Consider the following 23785-nt stretch of genomic DNA (forward strand, 5'->3'; position numbering starts at 1 on the left):
AATAAAATATGGTAAAATAGAATAAAATTAGGGGGTGGAGTTGTGGAGTTTAGTAAGAAGCACTACATATACTTGTGCATAGGTGTAATAGGACTTTGGATAGTTAGCTTTGGTATATTTCAGTATAAGAAAATAGACGGAATAAAATTTGAAAGGCATTATGTTGAAACAGAATTTATAGGTTCAATTAAACTTAATTATAAAATAGGTAAGCACTTTAAGGATGTACCTATATATGCTACTTTTCCTGAAATTAAAGAGTTAAGAGACTGTAGATTTCCATTAATGCTAGAGGCTACTAGCTCGAAGAATACATCTCATTACAAAGATTCTACAATGCTAATTAATATATTTGATCCTTTAGGAATGGATTTTAGTAGTGTAGAAAAAATATTAACTGGTAAGAAGGTTACAAAGGTTAGTTTTAATATGCAAAAAGGTGAAGATATTATATACGACATAGGGGTGGTTCACTTTAACAATATAAATAATGGCTCAGGTGAAGGTGTTATATCAAACAATGTTAGTTTTAATGAATATACAGAGTCAGATGGTATAGGATATTTTACACTTCCAAGGGATTGTACATTATTTGAAGTATCAGGAACAAACCTAAATAGAATAATGGATGAATATGAAGTTTATATAAATGATATCAGATTAACTAAGGAGATAGTTCCAGTTAATTTTCAAAAAGGAGAGTTTAACATTAAAGTTATTCCTAAGAATAAGGATATTAAAAGTGAGTATGATGTTGTAACTAGTAACATTATATTTAAGTTAAGGGATAAGGATAAAAAGGTGATTCATTGTGTCTTTACAATAGAGAAGGATTTAAATAAGAATTAGGGGGTAGGAGTATGAGTAGACACTTAAACATGGTTTTCTGGGGAATGTTAATAGTTATGGTAGATATAAATCTAGGGTTTTTGAATATATTTCCTAACTTTGTAGGATATTTCATTATCTATAAAGGGTTAAAGGGATTATCTATTGGATATAAATTGTCAGAAGCTGAAGAGATTTATCTGTCACAGAATGTGAGGGATAGCTTTGCTATAGGAATATTACCAGCAAAGATAATGGCAGGGATTACGTTTATAATGTTTGTTATTAGTCCATTTAAAGCTGAGTTCTCAGGGGATGTTGTGTTCTTTGCTACTATGATAAAAAGTTTAAGTTTGCTTGGTGAGATATGTGTTATATATTCCATTCTTAGGGGGATACACTTAGAGGCTACTTCAAGAGGGTGGAAAGATAAGGCTGATATGGCCTTGAATAGATGGCATGTTTATCTTGTAACTACAGTTATTGTTATAATTTACAGTGCATACTTTATTAATTTCTATTATGATTCAGACTTTAACGATGTACTTACTTTCTCTGTATACGGAATATCAATTTTAGTTAAGATTTTCCTATTAACATTAACTAAGGGAACTTCTAATGCTATTAAATATAGTGGAGATTATATTTAAGGAGGGAAAGCTTTGAATTATAAAGTTAAGTATATAAAGATAGGTATAGCTTTTCTTGTTCTTATTTGGGTAATAAGCTTTGGAATATTTAATAATAAGAAGATTAATGGATATGAGGGTTGTAATAATTTAATAGAAACAAATATTAATTATGGTCAAGGAATATATTTATATGTTAAACAAAGTCCATATATAAATGATAGGGTTATTAGTGCTTCCTTTCCAGATATAAAAGGGGGAGAGGGTATCACAACTCAGGCTGAGGTAGCAAATGCTTATAAGAGAACATCCCACTATGATGTGAAAACTCTTTATATTAGCCTTATGAATACTGATGGTACACCTAATAATAATTTAAAGAATCTATTAAAGGGAAAAACACTTAGAAAAGTTAAACTTAACACAGCATCAGGAAAAGAGTTTATATGTGATATTGGTAGAGTATATATTAGTGAAGATAGTGGTATATATGATTCAAAGTATAATTTTGGTTCAAATATTAATAGTGATGGATCTATTTCAGGATGGCTAGGAATAGAAAGAGGTACTGAACTTATAGGTATGGAATCAGCCTATTTAGATGAAGTTTTTAATACTATGTATATATATCTAAATGACAAGAAGATAACTAGAAGCAACCTTTCAGTTAAGTTTAATGAGGGAGCTATAAAGTTAAAGATTAAATTAAGAGATAATAACAATACTAGTGGATATGATGTTCGTAGTATTAACCTAGGGTTTAAGTTTAAGGAGAAAAGCGGCAAGGTATATAATAGTTATATTAATATTAAGTTAGATCATATTACTGAAAGTGTAGGAATAAGTGGAAGTGGTATATAAATTTTTAGGCAGGTAGATTAATTAATTTACCTGCCTAATTCTATTTATCAGTATAAATACAATTTACTTAATAATAATTTAGGTAATTTTTAAGCGCTATTATGATGAATGACTAAATTAACATTTTTAAGAAGTTGAGTCATATATTATTCAAGTAAATTGTGTGGACAAGTATAGAAATTATCCTTTAAAATAGATATTATCGTCTTTTATTATAATTTATTTAAGACTAATTCTTAATGGATGTGATATTTATGGAATATAGAAATTATGATGGAGGGGAAGCCCTTAAGGTATCAAGACGTGAAATGAAATATTTCATAGGTATCGATGATTATTTTTATTTTAAGGATGCATTTTCTAAGGTTTTATCCCTTGATAGTCACAGTGAAAATGGTCCATACATGGTTAGAAGTCTTTATTTCGATTCAATAGACAATATAGATTATCATGACAAAATAGATGGAATAGAAAATAGGAAGAAAATTCGTCTTAGGGTTTATTCTCCACATGACAGGGTTGTAAAGCTTGAGGTTAAGTATAAGTTTAACCAGAATCAGAGGAAAGAAAGTATTTTTATTTCTAGGGATGATGCTAAGGCTATTATTAATGGAGAGTATTCTGTTCTTTTAAATTACCAAAATGAGGTGGCTCAAAAAGTATATTCAACAATGATATCAATGGTATATACTCCAAGAGTTTTAGTTCAGTATAAGCGTGAAGCTTTTTACCATCCAGAGTATGGTATTAGAGCTACACTTGATACTGAAATATCATCAAGTGAGCTTGAGTTTGATATTTTTTCAGAGGATATATGTCTTGTCCCAGTTTTTGATTTTACAAAGCCGGTTTTAGAAGTTAAGTATGATAAATATATATATAAATGGTTTCAAGAAATTGTTTCATCAAGGTCTTGTACAGTTAGCTCAATTAGCAAGTACTGTAACAGTAGACAGCTTTTTAGTGGATTTTTTTAGATGAGGAAGGTGCATTAATATATGACAACTTTTATGCAGTATTTAATGGACAATGACGTAGTATTCTCAGCCTTTCAGATTTTCAAGGCTATGGGAGTATCTCTCATTGTTTCTTTAGGTATATTTTTAGTTTATAAGCTTACTTATAAGGGTGTGGTTTATAGTAGAAATTTTAATATTTCTTTGGTTATGATTACCCTTATAACAACAGCTGTAATTATGGTAATAGGTAGCAATATTGCTCTATCACTTGGTATGGTAGGGGCTCTATCTATAGTGCGTTTTAGAACAGCAATTAAGGACCCAAGGGATACAGCATTTATATTCTGGTCCATAGGGGTAGGACTTTCAGTTGGTACAGGAAGTTATGCAATAGCAATAATTGCTTCAATATTTATTATGATAGTGTTATTTGGACTATCACTTGTGATTAAGAGGGAGAATAAGTACCTATTAGTTATTAGAGCAGATAGAAGTGCTGAAGAGAATATTATGAAGAGTATTTTTGCATCTGTTAAGAACTACAATATTAGAGCTAAGAATACAACGGAACATTCAATAGAAATAGTATGTGAAATAAGACTTGGAAACAATGAAGACATTATTCTTATGCAGGGACTTTATAGTGTTAAGGGTGTAAAAACAGTTAATATAGTTTCTCAAACAGGGGAAATGATTGGGTAGGATGTGATAATTTGAAGGAGAATAAGAAGAGAAGGTGGATGTTAATAATTTTATTATTAACATTTTTAGTTGGTCTAGTATTTTCCTATAAGTATCTTTACCTAGATTATAAGGAATATAAAACAGGGACTAATAATGTGGTTAACCAAGACCATATTGAATTTAAATCACATCTTCCTGTAGTTGTAATAAATACTGATGTAGAAACAATAGGAAGAGATAAGGTTAATGGTTCAGTTGAAGTATTTGATAACAAGTACGGTGAAAACAATATTCAAAAAGAGCCTTCAATTACCTCGAATATTACTTTAAAGGTTAGGGGAAGAAGTTCATTTCAATTTCCAAAGAAGCAATACCTTATAGATTTTGTTAAGGATAACGGAAACTCTAAGTCCTATTCCCTAATGGGAATGCCAAAGAATAGTGAATGGGTTTTAAACGGACCATATGCTGATAAGTCACTTATGAGAAATTACTTAGCCTATAGCCTATCTTCAAAGATTATGGATTATGCTCCAAGGGTTAAGTACTGTGAGGTTTTCCTGAATAATGATTCTAACAAAAAGGTTACTATGGATGACTACGTTGGAGTTTATATTATGGTTGAAAGTATTAGAGTAGGAGATAATCGTATAAATATTTCTGAGAAGATGAAGGGTGTAGACACTACAAGTTATGTAGTTGCTAGAAATAAAGCAAGAGAAGGGGATACAACTATAGATACCTACACTACTAAGAGAAGTAAGGGTAACCCCTTGATGATAGAATATCCAAGTGAGGATACAATTACCAGTGGTCAGTTGAAGTATATTGAGAAGGATTTTGATAATATAGAGAAGAGGATATATTCTATGATGTATACAGATCCAGTTCTTGGATATAGAGAGTATATTGATATAGATTCCTTTGTTGATTATGTTGTAATAAATGAGTTTTTCTATAATGTTGATGCGGGAAATTTAAGTGTGTATTTCCATAAGGAATCAGGTGGAAAGCTTAAGGCAGGTCCTGTATGGGACTTTAATATATCTCTTGGAAATTATCCAGATGCTAAGAATCATAAAAAGCTAAGAATGATTGATTATCCTTGGTTTGAAAGATTGTTAACCGATGAATATTTCCTAGATAAGGTTAAGAGTAGATATTTACAGCTAAGAAAGTCATACCTAAATGAAAAATATATACTTTCTTATATAGATAAAACTGTAGATGAGATAGGTCCTGCAAAGGATAGAAACTTTAAGGTATGGGGTGAGGTTTTTAATAGCTATGTATGGCCTAACCCAGAAGACCCTAGAACTAAGTCATATGAAGAAGAAATAGATTCAATGAAGAAGTTTATTATAGACCATGGTAGATGGATGGATAATTACTTCGAAAGTGAAAAATACAAGGATCTTGCAGCGAATAGACGTAAACCAAAATAAGTAGGTGAATTATATGAGTTCCGGTAAGTATATAAAAATAGCACTTGGAATTCTTGCTATTATATTTTTCGTAATGGCTTTCTGCTACACAAGTATTTTCCAAGGTAAGAATAAAAGAACTGGAGAGTTAAGTGTTATTTCTAAAGTCAAGGGAAAGGAAATTATACTTAATACTCCGGGTGGAGAGAAACCTATATTCATTAATGGTGTAAATATAGGAGCAGGTAAGCCAGGGTATTTTCCTAACGAGTTCGGAGTTACTAAGGAAGAATATCTTAAATGGTTTGGTCAGATTAAGGATATGAATGCTAATGTAATTAGAGTGTATACTATTTTATCTCCTGAGTTTTATGAGGCTTTTTATGAGTTTAATAATGGGCGAAAAGACCCGTTATATCTTATACATGGAGTCTGGGTTAATGAGAACCATGTAGAGGAAACTATGAATGGTTATGATAGAAAAATTCGTGGAGAGTTTCTTCGTGATGCTAAGGCGATAATAGATGTAATACACGGTAATAAATACATTCCTATTAATAATGAATATTCAAATGGTAGATATAGTTATGATATTTCTAAGTATGTTTTAGGGTATATTTTTGGAATTGAATGGGATGGTGGATTTGTAGAGGGAACTGATCTTTTTAATGAGGATAAAACAAGCTATAAGGGTGAGTATTTATCATCTAAAAACGGAGCAAGTCCATTTGAGGTTTTACTTGCAGAGGTAGGAGATTATGCTATTAAGTATGAAACAGAAGAGTACGGTAACCAAAGGGTAATAGCATTCTCAAATTGGCCTACAACAGACCCACTAGATCACCCATATGAGCCGGAACAGTTTAATTCTATTAGTAATGTTGATGTAGAGAACATAGTTCCAACTAAGAATTACAAGGCAGGTATGTTTGCATCATACCATGTGTATCCATATTATCCTGACTTTCTAAACCTTGACCCTGTACTTAATGGTTATAGGGATGAGAAGGGAAGGAAGAATAGTTATAGAGCCTACTTAAATAGCATTGTAGATCATCATAGTATGCCAGTTGTTATATCAGAGTTTGGGGTTCCAACATCGAGGGGTATTGCCCATATAGATGAGTCCCGTGGATATAATCATGGACATATCAGTGAAGTTCAGCAAGCTGAGGCTACTGAAGATCTTTATGGTGACATTGTAAATTCAGGATCAGCAGGGGCTATTATATTCTCATGGCAGGATGAGTGGTTCAAAAAAAGCTGGAATGTTATGGATGGTGTTGACCTAGAGAGGTCAGCTTACTGGCATAATGCTCAGGCTAGTGAGCAGAATTATGGAATACTTGGATTTGAGCCGGCTAAGGAGGAGGACATATCATATCCAGATGGAGATGTGTCTGAATGGAAAGAAGATAATATTATTACATCAAATAATTTAGCAAGTGTTTCTATGAAAAATGATTATGAATATATATATATTAAGGTCTCTAAAAAGGGATTAGACTTAAATAAGGACAAGATATATATACCAATAGACGTTACGCCAAAATCAGGAAGTAAGTCTTCAAGCTTACTTGGACTTAAGTTTGATAGAGATGTTGATTTTGTTGTTGAGATTAATGGATATGATAAGTCTAGGGTATATGTACATGACTATTACAACCCGCTTATTAATGACCATAGTAAATACCCAGAGGATGAGCCTTTAAAGGGTAATTACACAAAGGAAGTAGATAAGTTTAATAAGATTTATCTAACTATAAGACATGCTATTACAGTAGGTCCAACTAAGGATAAGTATGAACCTATTCACTATGAAACAGGTAAGCTTACCTATGGTAATGGCAATATTAATTCACCTGAGTATAATTCGCTTTCAGATTTTTATGTAAGTGGAGATAATATTGAAATTAGACTTCCATGGCAATTGCTTAATTTCTCTGACCCATCAAGAAGAAAGGTTAGAGGTGATTTTGTTAAGAATTATGAAGCTAAGGATATTAGTGTAGGGGGTATATACCCGTCACTAATTGTTAAAGGAAACGGGGAAGATATAGTTTTAGAATCTAAGAAGTATAAGTGGGGGAAGTGGAGTAAACCAAAGTATATTGAGAGGTTAAAGCCGGTTTACTACAAAATGCAGCAGGTATTTAAGGATAACGATAGCTAAGGAAGTGATATTGTGACAGGTTCACAGATTATTATTCTATCTATTATAGTGTTTTCCTACGTTATTATAGCTATTATGCTATATGTAGGAATATCAAGTATTAAGGATAGGGTAGATAAGCGAAAGCTTATGGATATAGAAAAGGGATTTGGGGATCTTATTAAGGCACAAATTAATGATCTTAATCAAGGGGTAGAGCTTAACAAAAATTATATTAACGTTGTAGAAAAATCTCTAGAGTGTCCTATGCACTTTAAGGTTTTCTGTGCAATATGTGCAGATAATCATGGAAATAATCCAGAGGTGATTTCCAAATACGTTAATATATTTGAGGATAGAATAGTTAAGTTATTTTTAAAAATGGATTCTAAAAACATAATGAAATATGCTTATTATGTTTTTCTTATAGGAGAGTTTAGAATAAATAAGGTTATTATAAATAAAACAATGCTTGAGAATCTTAATAGCGATTCTGTTTATATAAGAGTTAATTCTCTTAAGGCATTATCTAAGATAGGGGATATGAATTCATTTATTGATGCTCTTAGAATTATATCCCTTAGGGGAAGGTATTTTAATGAGAAGGTTATTATTGATGCTATAGATTCATTTGAAGGTGATTCTGAGGAGCTTGATAGAAGGCTTGTTAGTGAAATGAGCAATTTTACTGATGACATGATCAACATGGTTATAACCCATTTTTCAAACAGAGGTTATAGGGGATGTGAAAGTGCATTAATCAATAAGATTAGTGATGGGAGAACATCTAAGGAAGTTACAATTAGACTAATTAGATACTTTGATGTTGTATATACTAAGGGGAGTGAAAGGTATTTATACGATTTAATTGAAAGTCCTTACTGGGAGGTTAGGGCAGCAGCTGCTAAAACCTTAAGTAAGTATAACTTTGAACCTATTAAGTACAAGCTAAAGAGTCTTACAGGAGATTTTAATTATCATGTAAGATATAATGCAGCAATGACCCTAATTAAAAATGGGAAAAATGATAGTGCTGTACAGGAGATTATTAATGGAGAGGACAAGTATGCTAGGGATATAATGATATATTCAATGTTCCATAATAATCTTATTAATTATGAAGAGTATAAGGCATTTACTAAGGATGGTATAGGTGACATAAATGGGCCTGTATATGAACCTTTAAAGAAGAAGGAGGCTCAAGTTTAGTGGAAGAAATAATTTATTATATTAACGTATTTTTTATGATTTACATGTTTATATATGCAGTGATATTTTTCTTTTCAGTATTTTTCTCTATTGTAGACCTTGAGAAATTTTTCAAAAGACGTAGATTTATGAACAATATGACTATTTCTAATAAGGTTAACTACGTACCTATATCGATTCTAGTTCCAGCTTATAATGAGGAAATAACAATTGAGGAGAGTATAGAGTCTCTTCTTCATCTTGATTACCCAGAATATGAAATTGTTATTATAAATGATGGGTCCACAGATTTAACGGCCAGTAAGGTTATAGACAAATATAATCTTAAGAAAATATATAGACCAATAAGAAAGCTTGTTGATTCTAAGGAAGAACTTGATATTTATGAAAGAAGAGTTGATGGGGTAACTATTACCCTTATAAACAAGGAGAATGGTGGTAAGGCAGATTCTCTAAACATGGGGATTAATGCTAGTAAGTATCCATTATTTCTATCACTTGATGCAGACTCTGTGCTTCAAAAAGATACTTTAAGTAAAATAGTTGAGCCATTTATGGAGGATGATAAAACAGTAGCAGTAGGTGGAAATGTAAAGGTTTCTAACTCTCTTATAATAGAGAATGGACAAGTAGTAGGTAAGAAGTCTAGAACAAAGCTTATAGTTCTATACCAAATTGTTGAATACTATAGATCATTTCTTTCAACTAGGGTTTCCTTTAATAGATTTAATTCCAACCTTATAATATCAGGTGCCATAGGACTATTTAATAAGCATATTGCAATTCAAGCAGGTGGTTATGAGGCTGATACAGTAGGTGAGGATATGGAAATGGTTATTAAGCTACATACTTATTGTATTAAAAATGGAATGGAGTATTCTATTGGGTATGTGCCGGATGCTGTTTGTTTAACACAGGTTCCAGAAAAATATTCAGATCTTAAAAAACAGCGTAGAAGATGGCACATGGGATTATTCCAAAGTTTATGGAAACATAAATATGTATTTGTTAATCCAAAGTATGGTCAAGTAGGACTAATTGGTTATATCTATTATGTTTTATTTGAGTTTTTATCACCTATTATTGAGCTTCTAGGTTTTGTAATAGTGCCAATATCATATTTTATAGGTATACTTAATTTAGATTTTATGATTATGTATTTTGCGCTATTTATGACATATAGTTTCTTAATTTCAATAGCTTCTATAACTTATGAAAGCTATTTATTTAGAAATACCATATCCTTTAAAAGAGCAATGTTCCTATTCCTTATAAGCTTTATTGAGTGTTTTGGATATAGACAGCTTTGTTCTATATATAGATTAAGTGCATTTATTGGATACAAAAGCAATAAGCTTAAGTGGGATAAGATTAATAGAGTTAAACAGGGAAAATAGGTATTGTGTATTGCATAGTAGTATGTTAATATAAGTGTAGGGCAGTTGCCCTACATTTTTTATGTTACTATTTCGCAATACATAGTAGATGTGATTAAGCCTTATAATAGGTTTTTTATTTTAAGTACTACTGTGTAATACATAGTAGGGAAGGAGATAAGATGACAACACAGCTTCGAAAGGGAGTATTTGAAATATGTGTACTAACCCTTGTAAATAATAAGGATATGTATGGCTATGAAATTATGGAAACCATATCTAGGGTTATGGTAGTTAAAGAAAGTACTATTTATCCAGTTCTTAGAAGACTTACTGCAGATGGGTATTTTGAAACCTATATGAGAAAGTCTGAGGAGGGACCAGATAGAAAATATTATAGAATAACTTCCATGGGAAAAGAGAAACTAGATTTAATGATTAAAGAATGGGATCAATTTGTTGTAGATGTTAATTCTATTTTAAGTAATTATAGGAGGGAAAGTTAATGACTAAACAAGAGTTTTTAGATATATTAAGGGATTATCTTAGAGGGTATTTTACCCTTGCAGAAATAAGTGATATTCTTCGTGACTATGAAGAGTATTTCTTAAATGGAGAGTTAGAAGGAAAAAGTGAGAAGCAGGTAATAGAGTCACTAGGTTCACCAAAGTCTATTGCTGAGGACCTTATTCGTGAGATTAAGGGTGATGTTCCACTTAACGATGAGGGAACAATTTATAACGATATGAGGTCTTTAGGTTCAAGTTTTATTGAACTTCTAAAGAAGGCTGGAAAAAAGGTATCAGGTTTTTTAAGTTCAAGTGATATTATTAACGGAAAGATACCAACTTGGGTAGTTAAGCTGCTTTTAGTTATTTTAACACTTTGTATATTACCATTTGTCTTATCAGTTGTTGGTGGCATGATAATTTCAATAGTAGGATTGATTTTAGGTACTTGTACCTCACTTGTAGGCCTTGTTAGTTCATTTGTTTTTATTGGAACAGATGGGGCTATAGGCTGGTTTATTTTCTTTATTGCACTTGTAGGTATAGGTGTAATGATAGCACTTTGGACAATGTTTATAGCTATATACAAGTTACTTAAGCTAGGTTATATTAGATATTCTTCATGGGTTAAAACAAGATGTATGTACATTAAAGTGAAAAATAAAAAGGACAATATAATGGCAAGCAAGGAGGGGCATGAATAATGGGTAAACTGAAAAAATCATTAATTATATCTGCAGTTCTTATAGTTATTGGACTTGTAGGCGCTGTTCCTACAGGTATTATATCTGTTCCTAAATTTCTAAGTGATGTTGAAAATAGAGTAGTTGCTGAAATTAAAAATTATCAAATTTCAGAGGTTTCACCAAAAGATACTAAAACTGTAATACTTGATTTAGAGTACGATAATTATTATGTTAGAATACTTGATAGTAAGGATGATAAGGTTCATATTAGTGGATATAAAACTAAAGCTAATAACCTAAAGATTAACCAAAAACTTAATGAAAAGGATAGGTCTTTACGTGTAAATTTTGATAGGGATTATAAGTATTTTAGTTCACTTAACTTTAGTGATGGACTAGTTGGAGCTGTTGCTGATGCTTTAGTTATTGGAAGTGGATACTCAAGGGAAGTGCAAATATATCTTCCACAGAATATAGATTTAATAGTTGAAAGAGGAGAAAACGCATTTGTTTCAACTCAAGAATCAGGACATTATTTAAATCAGCCAATAGAGGAGAAACAAATATATAATGGTAATTAACAGGGAGGGGTTATGAAACCTATTATAACTTATAAAAAGGTTAAGAATATAACCCTTAGAATAAAGGCAGATGGAACAGTTAACTTAACTGTTCCATTTGGTGTATCTAAGGAAGCAGCATTAAGATTCCTATCCTCTAAGGAAAAGTGGGTAGAAGAAAAACTTAAAAATATAAGTAGTGCTAAGGTAAATATAAATAGTAAGTTTAATACGGGAGATAGGCTATTATACCTAGGTGAGGAATATACACTAGATGTTTATAGGGGAAAATCATCTGTTAATATAGAGGGAAAAAATATAGTTATGTATGTGGATAATGTGGATGATTATGAACTAAAGAAGCAAACTATACATAAGTGGTACTTAGATAGGGCCCGTGAAATTTTCCTAGAATATATAAACAAGTGGGAAAACAAAACAGGGCTTAAGGTTAATAAGGTTACAATAAGACCTATGAAAACAAGGTGGGGAAGTTGTAACCATAGACTTCATAAGATCAACCTTAACCTAGAGATGATAAGAAGAAGTAGGGACTTTATTGATTATGTAGTGTTACATGAAGTAGCCCATATTAAGCATAATAACCATAGTAAAGAATTTTGGGATTTTGTTAAATTATATATGCCAAATTATAAATCAATTAAAACCCCATCTGTATAAATAATGCAGATGGGGTTTCATATTAACTATTTTAAAGGGTAGTTTAGAGTTTACCATCAATAGAATAGATTTTAGTTTTGTTGTTAACTTTAATCTTAGTATAGCCTCCAATAGCCTTATTATCACATATAAGCACATAAACTTCGCAGCCTTCTGGAGAACCTTCGTTAATACTTTGAAGGGGATGATTACGAACCTTAAATCCTACTACTGATATATCCTTGTTTAAATAGTCAGTAGGTTTAATGTTTTGCACATTCCAAATAGACTTTTGGTTATTATCCTTAAGTGTATCCTCAGTTAAGGTGAATTTATCACTTTCACCTAAAAGCTTGTATATTCGATATGATTTAGATTTAACATATTGTCCTGCAATTCTTGTATTAAGATTATATGGATCATCTGAGTGATCCCAAATACCATCATCAAGAGTACCGGAAACTCCACCCGGCTCTATTGTATTGTTGTTATAGATATAATAATATATAGCTCCAGGCTCGTCCTTAAAGGTTACTGAAATTTTCCATTGATGATATCCCATTATGTGAGCTCCTAGGGAATAGAATACATTCATATCCTGAATTTCATCTAATGAGTACTTACGCTTTTCAGTTAAGTAGATTTCAAGCTTATTATAAACTATATTAGAATATACTTTTGTAACAATTATGCCTATGAAAATTATACTAATTATAGATAGACATATAATTGACTTTTTAGATTTGAAGTTTATATTCATATAAGACTCCTTTATACTATAAATTATAAAGCTAAGTATAACTTTATAATTCAAGTATATACTAAAAATGTAAATATATATTAAGTAAAAGTTACAATTATAATAAAAGTAATAAGGGAGTAGATATATGATTGAGATTAAAGGAAGGGTAACAACTGCCAGTGTATATACAGATATTATAGAAGAAGAGGCAAGGCGTCAGATAGAAACTCTTTGTAGTGAAGAATTTATGAAGGGGGTATCCGTAGCTGTTATGCCTGATGTTCATGCAGGTAAGGGATGTACAATAGGCACAACCCTTTATATTAAGGATAAAGTAGTACCTAATTTAGTAGGTGTTGATATTGGCTGTGGTGTAATTACTGCATGCCTTGGGAAGGTAGACATAGACTTTAATAAGTTAGACTCAGTTATAAGAGAGCATATTCCTACTGGAGTCAATATTAGAAAAACACCTCATCCTATGGCATCAAAGGTAGCACTTAATACTCTTAGATGTACTGGAGATCTTAAAATAGATAGGGCAGAACTTAGCATAGGAACACTTGGTAGTGGTAATCACTTTATAGAGATTAATGAGAGTAGGGATGGAGTTAAGTTTCTATGTATCCACTCAGGAAGTCGTAATATTGGAAACAGACTAGCACAATACTATCAAGAAGTAGCTAATTCTAAGAATTCTAACAAGGTTCAAGAGAAGTCACTTGCATATCTAGAGGGAGAGGACTTTGATAATTATATACATGACATGAAGATAATTCAGGAATATGCCAATATTAATAGGGAAGCTATGGCTAGTGTTATTACTGAGAAGCTAGGGCTTAATATAGAATATCAATTTAATACGGTTCACAACTATATAGATACTGATAATATGATACTTAGAAAAGGTGCAGTATCAGCTAAAAAAGGAGAGAAGCTATTAATTCCTATTAACATGAGGGATGGAAGCCTTATATGTGAAGGGCTTGGCAATAGTAATTGGAATTATTCAGCACCACATGGAGCAGGAAGGCTAATGAGTAGAACTCAAAGTAAGAAGAACATATCTATGGATGAGTTTATGAACTCTATGAAGGGTATATACTCAACTACTGTTTCTAGTAGCACACTAGATGAGGCGCCACAGGCATATAAACCTATTGAGAATATAACTTCTAATATAGGGGAGACTGCAAAGGTAATAGATCACATAAGACCTATTTATAACTTTAAAGGATAGTATCCTATTGAAGTGGTTGGAATATAATGGTAGAGTGTAATTATCATATAAAAGGGAGTGTTCATATGAAGTCTAAAATAATAGGTTTAATACTCTTACTTGGATTATCTGTTTTTATGATTGGGTGTTCAAGTGAATCTAAGCCATCTACTGAGAAGCCACTAACTAAGGCGGAGGCATTACTTAAGTATAAGAATACTTTAGTTGGAGACAATTCTAACATAGGTGGAATACTAAATCAGCTACCGACAAGTAAGTATGGAGATGGATTTAAGCTTAAGACAGATAGTGAGCCATATGAATTAACAATTAACTTTAAGCCAGGTGTCAAGAATAAGGAAGAATATTTAGGTCTTTGGAATGGTAAGAATGTAACAAGTATCATAGATAGTAACTCAATAGCTCTATTTGCACTTGTAGATAATTTAGATGTGATTAACTACAACGTTAAGGATGCAGATGTTAGTAGTTACAGAGTTACTAGGGAAGAAATAGAAAACAAATATGGCAAAGATTTAATATCTAAAGTAAAATAATAACGGAGCTATCTTAAATTAGAATTTGAGGTAGCTCTATTTTACTTTTACAAGGTAATAACTAAAATTCACTTTTTAATATAGAATAGTAAAGTCTATCTATATATTGTCCATTTTCATAAAAGTAGTCTCTTAAGGTTCCCTCGTAGGTAAACCCACACTTTTCAATTACTTTTTTAGATGGAATATTAATTGATTTATGACATATTTGTATTTTGTGTAAGTTGATTTGATTAAATCCAAAGTTTATTAAGGACTTAGTAGCCTCGGTTGCAAATCCTTTATTTTGGAACTTACTACCAATGCAATATTCAATCTCAGCAAAGTGATATTTAGTATTTACTAAATAAAATGCTATTTGACCTATACATTCCTTAGTATCTTTAAGTATAATAGCCCATCTATAAAAGTCATCTTGGCTATAGGAATTTATATATTTATCAATTAGTGACTTAACTTCATCTTGGGTACTATAAACTGGTTCACAGTATAATGACTGAATGAGAGGATCACTAATCCAATTTTTTAGCATTGTGGTTGTATCCTCATAGTTAAATTTCCTTAAAAGTAATCGGTTTGTCTCTATAGATTTTGTACCAAGATGGTTAACCATTTATATTTCCCCCTTTAAACCCAGTGTATGTAAATATAAAACTATTATAGCATATAATTGAAAAATATTACTATATGATAATGATTAACAGATGTATTTGCTATGAGTATAAAAAAAGAATCTCAAATGAGATTCTTTTAAATTTATATTTTGTATTAAAATGCTTCTGGTAGAACCTTTTTAGTACTTGCTATAGTGCATATTATAATAAAGGTTAATGCCTCAGATATAGCCATACTTATCCATGCTCCATTAAGGCCAAATATCATAGTAAATCCTATAAGAACAACAGGTAGTACAAGGAATGAACGCATAGCTCCTATAAAGTTAGAGAACTTCGGCTGTTCTATTGCTTGGTAGAATATTGTTCTTGTTAGGTTAGTTCCTATAAAGAAGTAAGCTATATTAGTAAATGCAAGTCCTACATATGTTATTTCAATAATATAAGGGTCACTTGTAAATATACTAATCATTGGCTTGCCTATAAGAAGACATACTACAAGGAAAATCAAAGATATAACCAAATTAGTTCTAACTGCAAGTTTGTAGTACTGAATTATTTTGCTATAACATCTAGCTCCGTAGTTGTAACTCATAAGAGGCTGTGCCCCAAGTGTAACTCCTAGTACTACAAGATATATATTAGTTGTTATATAGTTAACCACAGCATAGGCAGATAATCCTATATCTCCAATTAGGTTAACAATAACAAGGTTGTGAACCCATATAATTACTGAAAATGCTGCTTCAGCAAAAAATGAAGGGAATCCGATGTTAGCTACTTCTCGAACAACATCCCTACTAATTTTAGCTGATCCAAAGGTTAACTTACCCTTTTTAAGGATAAAGTGTGGAATAATTAGTAAAAGTGTAAGTGACTGTCCTATACCTGTTGCTATAGCAGCACTCTTAATACCAAGTCCCAGTTCAAATATAAACACATAGTTAAGTGTAATATTTAATATTGTTCCAACTATTGTTGCTATCATAGCAAGGTTTGGGTTGTTGTCATTACGTAGGAAACTGGTAAATGCAATATCAAGTAATGTTGGTATACAGAACATAGAATAGAAAAATAAATATTCTGCTGCAAGTGGTGCAAGTGCTTCAGATGCACCTAGTGCCTTAACAAGTGGGGTAGCAAATACCATACACACAAGGCTTAAGGAAACGCTAAGTATAAGTATTAACTTAACTACTTGGCGGAATATATTAACTGCCTTCTCATCATCTCCAGCACCGAAGTACTTAGATACAAGTGCCCCTCCTCCAACAGCAAACATAGTTGCAAGTCCAAAGAACACTATAGTTAAAGGAAATACTAAATTAACAGCAGCAAGTGCAGAGTCTCCAACTCCACGTCCAAGAAAAATACCATCAAGTACAGTATTAAATGAAGCTATACACATTGCAATAGCAGATGGTAGTGCATAGCGTAGAAATTCTCGTGTCATAAAATAACCTCCAGTAAAGTTTACATTGTATAGTATAAAGCCTATAGTTACTATAGAGTCAAGAGGTTTATTAAATTTTGTAAACTTTGATAAGATAATTATACACTAATTAAGGTATTTTATGTGATTAGATAGTAAACTATAGTAGTATATGACTTAGGGAGGATGAGAGTTATGAATAATGTTATTTTAAGAGCAGACGAAAATCTTATTTACACCATTAAAAATAGGGTAAGTAATCTTGATAAAGGTGAGCTAATAGAAGAGAATGGGTATATAATATTCTCGATAGGAGTTAGTACTATAGATGGACATTTAAGTGGCGGTATATGTATGGATGACTCTAAGGCAGAAGATTTTGTTGAGCATATATTTAGGTTCTTTAAGGAAAGGGGCTTTGGGTTCTCTATCTGGGTTAAGGATCATGGCAATGTTAATCTTGAATCTATTCTTAAATCAAGAGGGTTAAGTCCTGCTAGAGAAAAAGGATCACCTATTATGGTTTGTAATAAGGTTATTGATATTAAGCCATTACATGAGGATTTTTATATGAAGAAAATTACTTCAAATGAAATTGAGGATTTTAAGAAGATTATCATTAATGCATTTGATAAGGAAGAGAATGTTGCAGATGCAATGATAAGTGAAAGAATAGTTAATCATCCAGACTGGGATGGTATATTAATATATGAAAAGTCAACTAACAAGCCTGTTGCAACAGGTGCGGTTGTAAATAATGGAGATACAGCAGGTATATATTACATAGCAACATTAGAAGAATATAGGGGTAAGGGTCTTGGACAATTTGTTGCAAGTGAAACTACTAATATGGGATTCAACAAAGGTGCAAACCTTGTAGTTCTTCAAGCATCATCACTTGGTGAAAGTGTATATGTTAAGATTAATTACAATACAGTAAGCTACTATAGAGGATATAGGGTAGAAGAAAAAATATTACAAAATAGTTAAACTATTTAATTAAAGTAGTATAGTTGAATTTAATAGAGATAAACATATTTTAAAGGGGCTAATTTAAACTACTTAGGAGTAGAGAGGATTAGTCCTTTTATTTAATGGTATTTAAGGGTTAACCTATTTTGTAGGGATACCTTAAATATGATATAATATACATATATTGTAAGAAGGGAAGTAATAATAATGGAAACGATTCGGAGTATGCCAGCAAATAAAAAACATGCAGAGGAGATTGCCCGGTTGATTTATGCCACTGAGGATGATCCGGCAGAAGTTTTTGGAGCTGGCACAAAGAAGGAAATCCTAGATAGGATAGTTAAGCTAGTAGAAAGAAAGGACACAAGGTATAGTTACAGATTTGCCACAGTTGCTATGGTTGATAACAATGTTGCAGGGGTGATTATAGCACTTCCTTATAGTTTGATTGATGATCTTGAGAAGAACACATCGAAAGCTTTACTAAAGTCACTATCATTTATTGATAAGCTTAAGTTTATTTGGTCAGATATTAAGTGTCTTGGTATTAAGGAGGCTAATGATGACGAGTACTATATCTCTAACCTATCAACCTCAAGTGAGTTTAGGGGTAGGGGAATAGGAACAATGCTTATTAAAGAAGCAGAGAAGAATGCTAGAATTTATAAATTACCTAAGTGTTCACTTCTTGTAAGTAGAGAAAGAGAAGGTGCATTTAGACTATATAATAAATTAGAATATAGAGTATGTAGTGAAGTAGAATATCCAAGTGGTAGCTACTTTAGAATGACTAAAAATATAGCATCAGTACAATAATTTGTATTTTTAAAATTTTATTAACTGAGAGTCTTTTTAATTGTATAAATATAGACTCTCAGTTATAATTTTTTATATGGGTGTTACATAGATTATGGGATTAGGAGAAAGTTTTGTAAAATAGGAGGAAGAAATTATGCACGAAGTTATAGGATTTATACTACAAGTTGGTATTATTCTTGTAGTGGGGGAAATTCTAGGTATGATAAGCCAAAAGCTTAAAATGCCTAAGGTGTTAGGATTTTTATTATCAGGTATCGTAATTGGTCCATCACTTTTAAATCTTGTACAAGAAAGTCAGCCAATTACATTAATGGCTCAAATAGGGGTTATATTCCTTATGTTTATGGCTGGACTTGAAACAGATGTTGAAAAGTTTAAGTCAGCAGGAGCATCATCATTTTTAATTGCTATTGGGGGAATTGTTCTACCATTAGTACTAGGAGGAGGAGTAACATACTTCTTTACAGGAAACCTTAGTGAAAGTATATTCGTTGGGGTTATCTTAACAGCAACAAGTGTTGCAATATCAGTACAAACCCTTAATGAGCTAGGAAAGCTTAACAGTAGGGCAGGGGTTAATATTATAGGAGCAGCTATAATAGATGATATTTTAGGAATCATAATTTTATCAGTTGCAATAATGCTTATAGCACCATCAGCAGGAGCAGCATCAGGAGCTGCAGGGCTAATGGTTATAGTAGGTAAGATTATTGCATTTGTTGTAATATCAGGACTTGCACTTTATTTCCTTCCAAAGCTTTTAGATAAAGTTATGGATGGTGGAGATAGAAGCAAGAAAATGGAGTCATTTATTCTATTAACAGCAGGTATTGCTATTATATTCTCTATATTTGTAGAGCATTATCTTGGAATAGCAGCAATTACAGGTGCATATGTTGCAGGTCTAGTAATTGCAATGACTAAGCAAAAACATGAATTTGAAGAAAAGTTTACAAATGTATCAACTTTCCTTGTATCACCTATATTCTTTAGTAGTATAGGACTAGCTATAGACCTTAAAACCCTAAGCGCAGGTGTAATTCTACCTATAATAGGAATAACAATTGCAGCTATAATAGGTAAGGTTCTTGGATGCGGTGCATGTGCTAAGATGTATGGAATGGACAACCAGGAATCACTACAAATTGGTGTAGGTATGATTTCACGTGGTGAGGTTGCTATAATTACAGCATCACTAGGAGTTGCCCAGGGAATAATAACTCAAGAAATGTATCCAACATTACTTGTAGTAATTATTGCTACAACAGTTGTAACACCGTTACTACTTAAATTAGTATTTGCTGAAAAAAAAAACAGACAATAAGGTAAGTGCCTAAAAATAAGCTGTTTAAGGCTAGAGTTAACGAATATGTTATGCTCTAGCCTTTTTTTATTAATCAAGAAAATATGCTAATTTGGTAATCTTAGGAAAATTTAATCTATTTGTAATAAGATTTTACGTTTTGTTTTGTATAATTTACATGAGGTGATTATGTGAAAAGGAGAAATAGAACTTTTCTGATATTATTAAGTATTTGTATATTAATTGGGGGATTTTTAATTTTCAAAGAAAGTGGGATAGGGAGAAGGTTACTTGGAGGAGAAGCCCTTACACTTGTAAATAGGGATTATAAAATGAATGATAACTTTAATCTAGATGATTTAAAAGTTCCAAATGTAAGGTTTTCAAAAAGATGTTCAGATGAAGAGAAGAAATTGAAGCTAGAATCAGCAGAGGCACTTGAAGCATTATTTGCTGATGCAAATAATGCAGGGGTTAAACTATATGCTAACTCTGGATTTAGATCAAGTGAAAGTCAGAAAAGTATTATTCAAGAGAATTTAAACAAAAAGGGTAAAAAATATACAGATGAATTTGTTGCAAAGGTAGGACATAGTGAGCATCAAACTGGACTTGCAATGGATATTACTAATGCAAGTAGAAACTTTCATAAAAACTGCGATGAGGCTAAGTGGCTTCGAGAAAATGCATATAAATATGGATTTATAATTAGGTATCCTGAGGGAAAAGAAAAGATAACAGGTTATAATTATGAGCCATGGCATATAAGATATGTTGGCAAAAGTGCAGCAAAAAAGATACACAGTAAAGGTATTACACTTGAAGAGTACCTGAAAGTAAAATAAGTGAAGGGATTATTGCACTAAACCATGTTATAATGGGAAGACAAGTTTAAGTTTTAGGGTGATATTATGAATAGATTAATACTTGCAGAGAAGCCCTCTGTAGCACGAAATATTGTGGATGCTCTTTCTATAAAAGGTAAGAGAGATGGTTATTTTGAAGGAAATGGATATATTGTAACATGGGCATTTGGTCACTTATTAACCTTATGCGATTGTAAAGATTATAATGAAGAACTTGCTAGATGGGACTTTAATAATTTCCCATACATACCAGAGGAATTTAAGTACAAAGTAAAGCCTAGCTCAGCAAACAGAAATATTGAGGATGCTGGTGCTAGAAAGCAGCTTAATATTATTAAGTCACTTGTAGCTAGGGATGATGTTGTAGAAATCATTACTGCTACTGACTTTGATAGGGAAGGGGAGCTTATAGCAAACCTTATATTCTCTTATCTTCAGGTAACAAAACCTATTAAGAGAATACTTATTAATGAGTGGACACCATCGGAAATCAAGAAGGGATTAGATTCTCTAAAGACTAATGAAGAGATGAAGTGTCTTCAGGATGCAGGTGTTAGCAGACAGCTTGCTGACTGGGTTATAGGTATTAACTTTACATCTGTTGCTACTATGAAGTATGCAAGGGGTAAGGGAAATCTTCTTAATATAGGAAGAGTTATAATGCCTACCCTTAAAATGATTTATGATAGGGAAATGCAAATCAAAAACTTTAAGGTTGAGGAGTATTTCGCTCTTATTGGAACATTTAATTCTCAAGATGGAGAATATAAGGGGAGATTCTTCCATGGTGAGAAGGATAAGTTCCAAAACAAAGAAAGTGTAGAAAAGCTTAAGGCTGAAATTAAGGGTCGTGAAGCTAAAATAAAAGAAAAAACAATTGAAACTAAAAAAGAGTTTCCACCAAGCTTATTTAATTTAAGTAACCTTCAAGGATATGTTACAAGTAAGGCTAAGGGATTTACTGCAGATAAGGTACTTAAAACAGCCCAAAGTCTGTATGAGAAAAAGTATATAACTTATCCAAGAACTGAAAGTACAGCACTTGAAGAAAGTTTAGTTGACAAGGCTAAGAAGGTTTTAGATACTTTAAAGAATCAATATGATTTTAAGGATGAGATTGTTTTTAACGTAACTAAGAAGGTATTTAATAATGCTAAGGTAGAGAGCCATAGTGCTATTATACCAACATATATGGTGCCAAAGTCATTAACGCCAGATGAGAGAATAGTATATGATGCTATTAAAAATAGATTTATATCCCAGTTTATGGAGCCTGCTGTTTATGAAGTAGGTGAAGTTATTACTGCTATTCAAGGGGATAATTATGAAAGACTGTTTAAGTCAAAGGGTAAAATCCTAAAGTCAAAGGGATATCTTAAACTTTATAAGGAAGACAAGAAGGATGAGATATTACCGAATGTTGAAAAGGATGAGGTAGTTGAGGTTAAGTCACTTAAGGTTGAAACGAAGAAGACTAAGCCACCAGCCCACCATACAGAAAAGACTCTTCTTAAAGCTATGGAAACCTGCGGCAAGAATACATCATCAGATGATGAAGAGAAGGATGAGGATATACTTTATGGGTTTTCTATAGGAACAGCTGCAACAAGAGCTGAAACTATAAATAAGCTTAAAACAGCAGGATATATTAGCTATAAGGGTAAGTCACTTCTTATAACAGAAAAAGGTGAAAGACTTATAGAAACATTCCCTATTAAGGACCTTATGGATACTGACTATACGGGAAGACTTGAGAAGAAGCTTTATGATATAGAAAAGGGCAACTTTAAGAAGGAAGATTTCCTAAATGAGATATATACATTTACAAGACGTGGGGTTAATATGATGAAGTCCCACAGAGCCGAAATCGTATGGGATACGAGAGGTTAATGGATTTATCTAGACAAGGCATTGTATCCTATTCTGACCGCATTTGGGATTTCTCCAAGAAGCTCTAAGGAGGAAAAATTCAAATTCACTAAGGGCTGGCTAAAACTCGGCGGAGCCTCAAACACCCGCCTTCCCTAAGTGCCTTTAAATTTTTCCACCTAAGACCCTCTAAGTCAAAACCCAAGGGTACAGTATAGGATACAACACCTTGTCATGAAACCGAACCCATAGGGTGAAAAGGTCTAGGGGGGGCTTTGAAAAAGCCTTTTGAGAAGGTTTATGGGGTCTTGAGAAAGACTTATTAGAGTATGATTAGAGAAGATAGTTTTATTTTAATTTATTGATGGTAAAATCTAGTAACTGATGTTACTGGATTTTTATTTTGAGGAATTTTAATGTGGAGTATGCTTTGAAAGGTTGTGAGAGGTAGAAGTCTATGATATAATTTCTTAAAATGTAATATATTAGGAGAAAAAATATGAATGATGGGTTTTTAGAGAATATTATAATAGGTGGATTATGGTTTTTAGGATTTTTTCTTGCTAGTAGGGTAATTGGTGGGGTTATAGATCCAAGTGGAGGAGGAGCTGTTGTTGTGGCTTTATGTATAGTTGCAGCAGTATTAGTAATGTTATTACTTCATTTTAGGGATTATGTTAAATTAAAAGAAAGAGAAAAAAGCTGCTAAATTATTAGCAGCTTTTATTTGTTAGCAGTAGCCTCCATTGGATTCTGGGAGGTTTTTGTATTCGGGTTTGCTTTCGATTGTTTTTATAATTGTTTGAAAGAAGCTGCGTAGTTCAGTAGCTTCTTTAGAGTTAGAGTCGCTTTCAT

At 32.1% G+C, this 23785-nt stretch carries 24 protein-coding genes; 21 read left to right on the top strand and 3 right to left on the bottom strand.

Going from position 1 to position 23785, the window contains the following annotated elements; genetic code table 11:
- The first annotated feature begins 42 nt into the window (after positions 1 to 42).
- The 13 genes from RR539_RS07155 (at position 43) to RR539_RS07215 (ending at position 12558) form a co-directional block, all read left to right on the top strand.
- On the top strand, positions 43 to 849 hold the full coding sequence (locus RR539_RS07155; protein ID WP_332474997.1) for a hypothetical protein: 807 nt from the start codon (positions 43 to 45) through the stop codon (positions 847 to 849).
- Between the two features lie 11 nt (positions 850 to 860).
- On the top strand, positions 861 to 1478 hold the full coding sequence (locus RR539_RS07160) for a hypothetical protein (protein WP_332500289.1): 618 nt from the start codon (positions 861 to 863) through the stop codon (positions 1476 to 1478).
- A 12-nt stretch (positions 1479 to 1490) separates the two neighbouring features.
- Positions 1491 to 2318, top strand: coding sequence for a hypothetical protein (locus RR539_RS07165; protein ID WP_332483628.1), 828 nt, complete (start codon positions 1491 to 1493; stop codon positions 2316 to 2318).
- A gap of 254 nt (positions 2319 to 2572) precedes the next feature.
- A complete protein-coding gene (locus tag RR539_RS07170) occupies positions 2573 to 3295 on the top strand; it encodes a polyphosphate polymerase domain-containing protein (protein WP_332483627.1) in 723 nt (240 codons plus the stop codon).
- Between the two features lie 21 nt (positions 3296 to 3316).
- A complete protein-coding gene (locus RR539_RS07175) occupies positions 3317 to 3979 on the top strand; it encodes a DUF4956 domain-containing protein (protein ID WP_332474042.1) in 663 nt (220 codons plus the stop codon).
- An 11-nt stretch (positions 3980 to 3990) separates the two neighbouring features.
- The gene (locus RR539_RS07180) at positions 3991 to 5406 is read left to right on the top strand and encodes a CotH kinase family protein (protein WP_332483626.1); all 1416 of its coding nucleotides are present in this window, start codon (positions 3991 to 3993) and stop codon (positions 5404 to 5406) included.
- A gap of 13 nt (positions 5407 to 5419) precedes the next feature.
- Positions 5420 to 7558: a family 2 glycosyl transferase gene (locus RR539_RS07185; RefSeq protein WP_332474040.1), complete on the top strand. Its 2139-nt coding sequence runs from the start codon at positions 5420 to 5422 to the stop codon at positions 7556 to 7558.
- Positions 7559 to 7570: 12 nt separating this feature from the next.
- A complete protein-coding gene (locus tag RR539_RS07190; RefSeq protein WP_332474039.1) occupies positions 7571 to 8746 on the top strand; it encodes a HEAT repeat domain-containing protein in 1176 nt (391 codons plus the stop codon).
- Positions 8746 to 10143, top strand: a complete 1398-nt coding sequence (locus RR539_RS07195; protein ID WP_332474038.1) for a glycosyltransferase family 2 protein — start codon at positions 8746 to 8748, stop codon at positions 10141 to 10143. Before RR539_RS07190 ends, RR539_RS07195 begins: the two co-directional genes overlap by 1 nt.
- 161 nt (positions 10144 to 10304) lie before the next feature.
- Complete coding sequence (locus RR539_RS07200) at positions 10305 to 10628, top strand: PadR family transcriptional regulator (protein WP_332474037.1); 324 nt, start codon at positions 10305 to 10307, stop codon at positions 10626 to 10628.
- A complete protein-coding gene (locus RR539_RS07205; RefSeq protein WP_332474036.1) occupies positions 10628 to 11335 on the top strand; it encodes a DUF1700 domain-containing protein in 708 nt (235 codons plus the stop codon). The genes RR539_RS07200 and RR539_RS07205 overlap by 1 nt, the downstream gene beginning before the upstream one ends.
- Complete coding sequence (locus RR539_RS07210) at positions 11335 to 11898, top strand: hypothetical protein (protein ID WP_332474035.1); 564 nt, start codon at positions 11335 to 11337, stop codon at positions 11896 to 11898. Before RR539_RS07205 ends, RR539_RS07210 begins: the two co-directional genes overlap by 1 nt.
- A gap of 12 nt (positions 11899 to 11910) precedes the next feature.
- The gene (locus RR539_RS07215; protein WP_332474034.1) at positions 11911 to 12558 is read left to right on the top strand and encodes a M48 family metallopeptidase; all 648 of its coding nucleotides are present in this window, start codon (positions 11911 to 11913) and stop codon (positions 12556 to 12558) included.
- A 43-nt stretch (positions 12559 to 12601) separates the two neighbouring features.
- Here the strand turns inward: RR539_RS07215 and RR539_RS07220 are convergent, their stop codons facing one another.
- Positions 12602 to 13297, bottom strand: coding sequence for a hypothetical protein (locus tag RR539_RS07220; RefSeq protein ID WP_332474033.1), 696 nt, complete (start codon positions 13295 to 13297; stop codon positions 12602 to 12604).
- A gap of 127 nt (positions 13298 to 13424) precedes the next feature.
- Here RR539_RS07220 and RR539_RS07225 point away from each other — a divergent pair, with 127 nt between their 5' ends.
- Both RR539_RS07225 and RR539_RS07230 read left to right on the top strand, forming a co-directional pair.
- Positions 13425 to 14519 carry an RtcB family protein gene (locus RR539_RS07225; protein ID WP_332474032.1) on the top strand — a complete coding sequence of 365 codons (1095 nt, stop codon included), beginning with the start codon at positions 13425 to 13427 and terminating at the stop codon, positions 14517 to 14519.
- A gap of 65 nt (positions 14520 to 14584) precedes the next feature.
- Positions 14585 to 15055 carry a DUF4825 domain-containing protein gene (locus RR539_RS07230; protein ID WP_332474031.1) on the top strand — a complete coding sequence of 157 codons (471 nt, stop codon included), beginning with the start codon at positions 14585 to 14587 and terminating at the stop codon, positions 15053 to 15055.
- A gap of 61 nt (positions 15056 to 15116) precedes the next feature.
- Here the strand turns inward: RR539_RS07230 and RR539_RS07235 are convergent, their stop codons facing one another.
- Both RR539_RS07235 and RR539_RS07240 read right to left on the bottom strand, forming a co-directional pair.
- On the bottom strand, positions 15117 to 15668 hold the full coding sequence (locus tag RR539_RS07235; protein ID WP_332474030.1) for a GNAT family N-acetyltransferase: 552 nt from the start codon (positions 15666 to 15668) through the stop codon (positions 15117 to 15119).
- Positions 15669 to 15823: 155 nt separating this feature from the next.
- Positions 15824 to 17122 carry an MATE family efflux transporter gene (locus tag RR539_RS07240; RefSeq protein WP_332474029.1) on the bottom strand — a complete coding sequence of 433 codons (1299 nt, stop codon included), beginning with the start codon at positions 17120 to 17122 and terminating at the stop codon, positions 15824 to 15826.
- A 174-nt stretch (positions 17123 to 17296) separates the two neighbouring features.
- On the opposite strand from RR539_RS07240, the gene RR539_RS07245 reads away from it, so the two are divergent.
- The 6 genes from RR539_RS07245 (at position 17297) to RR539_RS07270 (ending at position 23639) form a co-directional block, all read left to right on the top strand.
- Positions 17297 to 18091: a GNAT family N-acetyltransferase gene (locus RR539_RS07245; RefSeq protein WP_332474028.1), complete on the top strand. Its 795-nt coding sequence runs from the start codon at positions 17297 to 17299 to the stop codon at positions 18089 to 18091.
- A gap of 189 nt (positions 18092 to 18280) precedes the next feature.
- Entirely contained in the window at positions 18281 to 18889 is a 609-nt protein-coding gene (locus RR539_RS07250) for a GNAT family N-acetyltransferase (protein ID WP_332474027.1), read from the top strand.
- A gap of 136 nt (positions 18890 to 19025) precedes the next feature.
- Positions 19026 to 20216: a cation:proton antiporter gene (locus RR539_RS07255; protein ID WP_332474026.1), complete on the top strand. Its 1191-nt coding sequence runs from the start codon at positions 19026 to 19028 to the stop codon at positions 20214 to 20216.
- Between the two features lie 170 nt (positions 20217 to 20386).
- Positions 20387 to 21040: a M15 family metallopeptidase gene (locus RR539_RS07260; protein WP_332483624.1), complete on the top strand. Its 654-nt coding sequence runs from the start codon at positions 20387 to 20389 to the stop codon at positions 21038 to 21040.
- Positions 21041 to 21106: 66 nt separating this feature from the next.
- Positions 21107 to 22951, top strand: a complete 1845-nt coding sequence (locus RR539_RS07265) for a type IA DNA topoisomerase (protein WP_332483623.1) — start codon at positions 21107 to 21109, stop codon at positions 22949 to 22951.
- Positions 22952 to 23429: 478 nt separating this feature from the next.
- On the top strand, positions 23430 to 23639 hold the full coding sequence (locus RR539_RS07270; RefSeq protein ID WP_332500290.1) for a hypothetical protein: 210 nt from the start codon (positions 23430 to 23432) through the stop codon (positions 23637 to 23639).
- The last annotated feature ends 146 nt before the right edge of the window (positions 23640 to 23785 follow it).

Source organism: Clostridium sp. (genome assembly GCF_036639235.1).
GTDB lineage: Bacteria > Bacillota > Clostridia > Clostridiales > Caloramatoraceae > Clostridium_AB.

Excerpts from the sequence above, each read along its gene's own strand:
- RR539_RS07225 (WP_332474032.1), top strand. The coding sequence starts at position 13,425 with ATGATTGAGATTAAAGGAAGGGTAACAACTGCCAGTGTATATACAGAT.
- RR539_RS07230 (WP_332474031.1), top strand. The coding sequence starts at position 14,585 with ATGAAGTCTAAAATAATAGGTTTAATACTCTTACTTGGATTATCTGTT.
- RR539_RS07270 (WP_332500290.1), top strand. The coding sequence starts at position 23,430 with ATGAATGATGGGTTTTTAGAGAATATTATAATAGGTGGATTATGGTTT.
- RR539_RS07265 (WP_332483623.1), top strand. The coding sequence starts at position 21,107 with ATGAATAGATTAATACTTGCAGAGAAGCCCTCTGTAGCACGAAATATT.
- RR539_RS07240 (WP_332474029.1), bottom strand. The coding sequence starts at position 17,122 with ATGACACGAGAATTTCTACGCTATGCACTACCATCTGCTATTGCAATG.
- RR539_RS07215 (WP_332474034.1), top strand. The coding sequence starts at position 11,911 with ATGAAACCTATTATAACTTATAAAAAGGTTAAGAATATAACCCTTAGA.
- RR539_RS07205 (WP_332474036.1), top strand. The coding sequence starts at position 10,628 with ATGACTAAACAAGAGTTTTTAGATATATTAAGGGATTATCTTAGAGGG.
- RR539_RS07185 (WP_332474040.1), top strand. The coding sequence starts at position 5,420 with ATGAGTTCCGGTAAGTATATAAAAATAGCACTTGGAATTCTTGCTATT.
- RR539_RS07250 (WP_332474027.1), top strand. The coding sequence starts at position 18,281 with ATGGAAACGATTCGGAGTATGCCAGCAAATAAAAAACATGCAGAGGAG.
- RR539_RS07220 (WP_332474033.1), bottom strand. The coding sequence starts at position 13,297 with ATGAATATAAACTTCAAATCTAAAAAGTCAATTATATGTCTATCTATA.
- RR539_RS07160 (WP_332500289.1), top strand. The coding sequence starts at position 861 with ATGAGTAGACACTTAAACATGGTTTTCTGGGGAATGTTAATAGTTATG.
- RR539_RS07245 (WP_332474028.1), top strand. The coding sequence starts at position 17,297 with ATGAATAATGTTATTTTAAGAGCAGACGAAAATCTTATTTACACCATT.
- RR539_RS07255 (WP_332474026.1), top strand. The coding sequence starts at position 19,026 with ATGCACGAAGTTATAGGATTTATACTACAAGTTGGTATTATTCTTGTA.
- RR539_RS07175 (WP_332474042.1), top strand. The coding sequence starts at position 3,317 with ATGACAACTTTTATGCAGTATTTAATGGACAATGACGTAGTATTCTCA.
- RR539_RS07200 (WP_332474037.1), top strand. The coding sequence starts at position 10,305 with ATGACAACACAGCTTCGAAAGGGAGTATTTGAAATATGTGTACTAACC.
- RR539_RS07170 (WP_332483627.1), top strand. The coding sequence starts at position 2,573 with ATGGAATATAGAAATTATGATGGAGGGGAAGCCCTTAAGGTATCAAGA.
- RR539_RS07210 (WP_332474035.1), top strand. The coding sequence starts at position 11,335 with ATGGGTAAACTGAAAAAATCATTAATTATATCTGCAGTTCTTATAGTT.
- RR539_RS07235 (WP_332474030.1), bottom strand. The coding sequence starts at position 15,668 with ATGGTTAACCATCTTGGTACAAAATCTATAGAGACAAACCGATTACTT.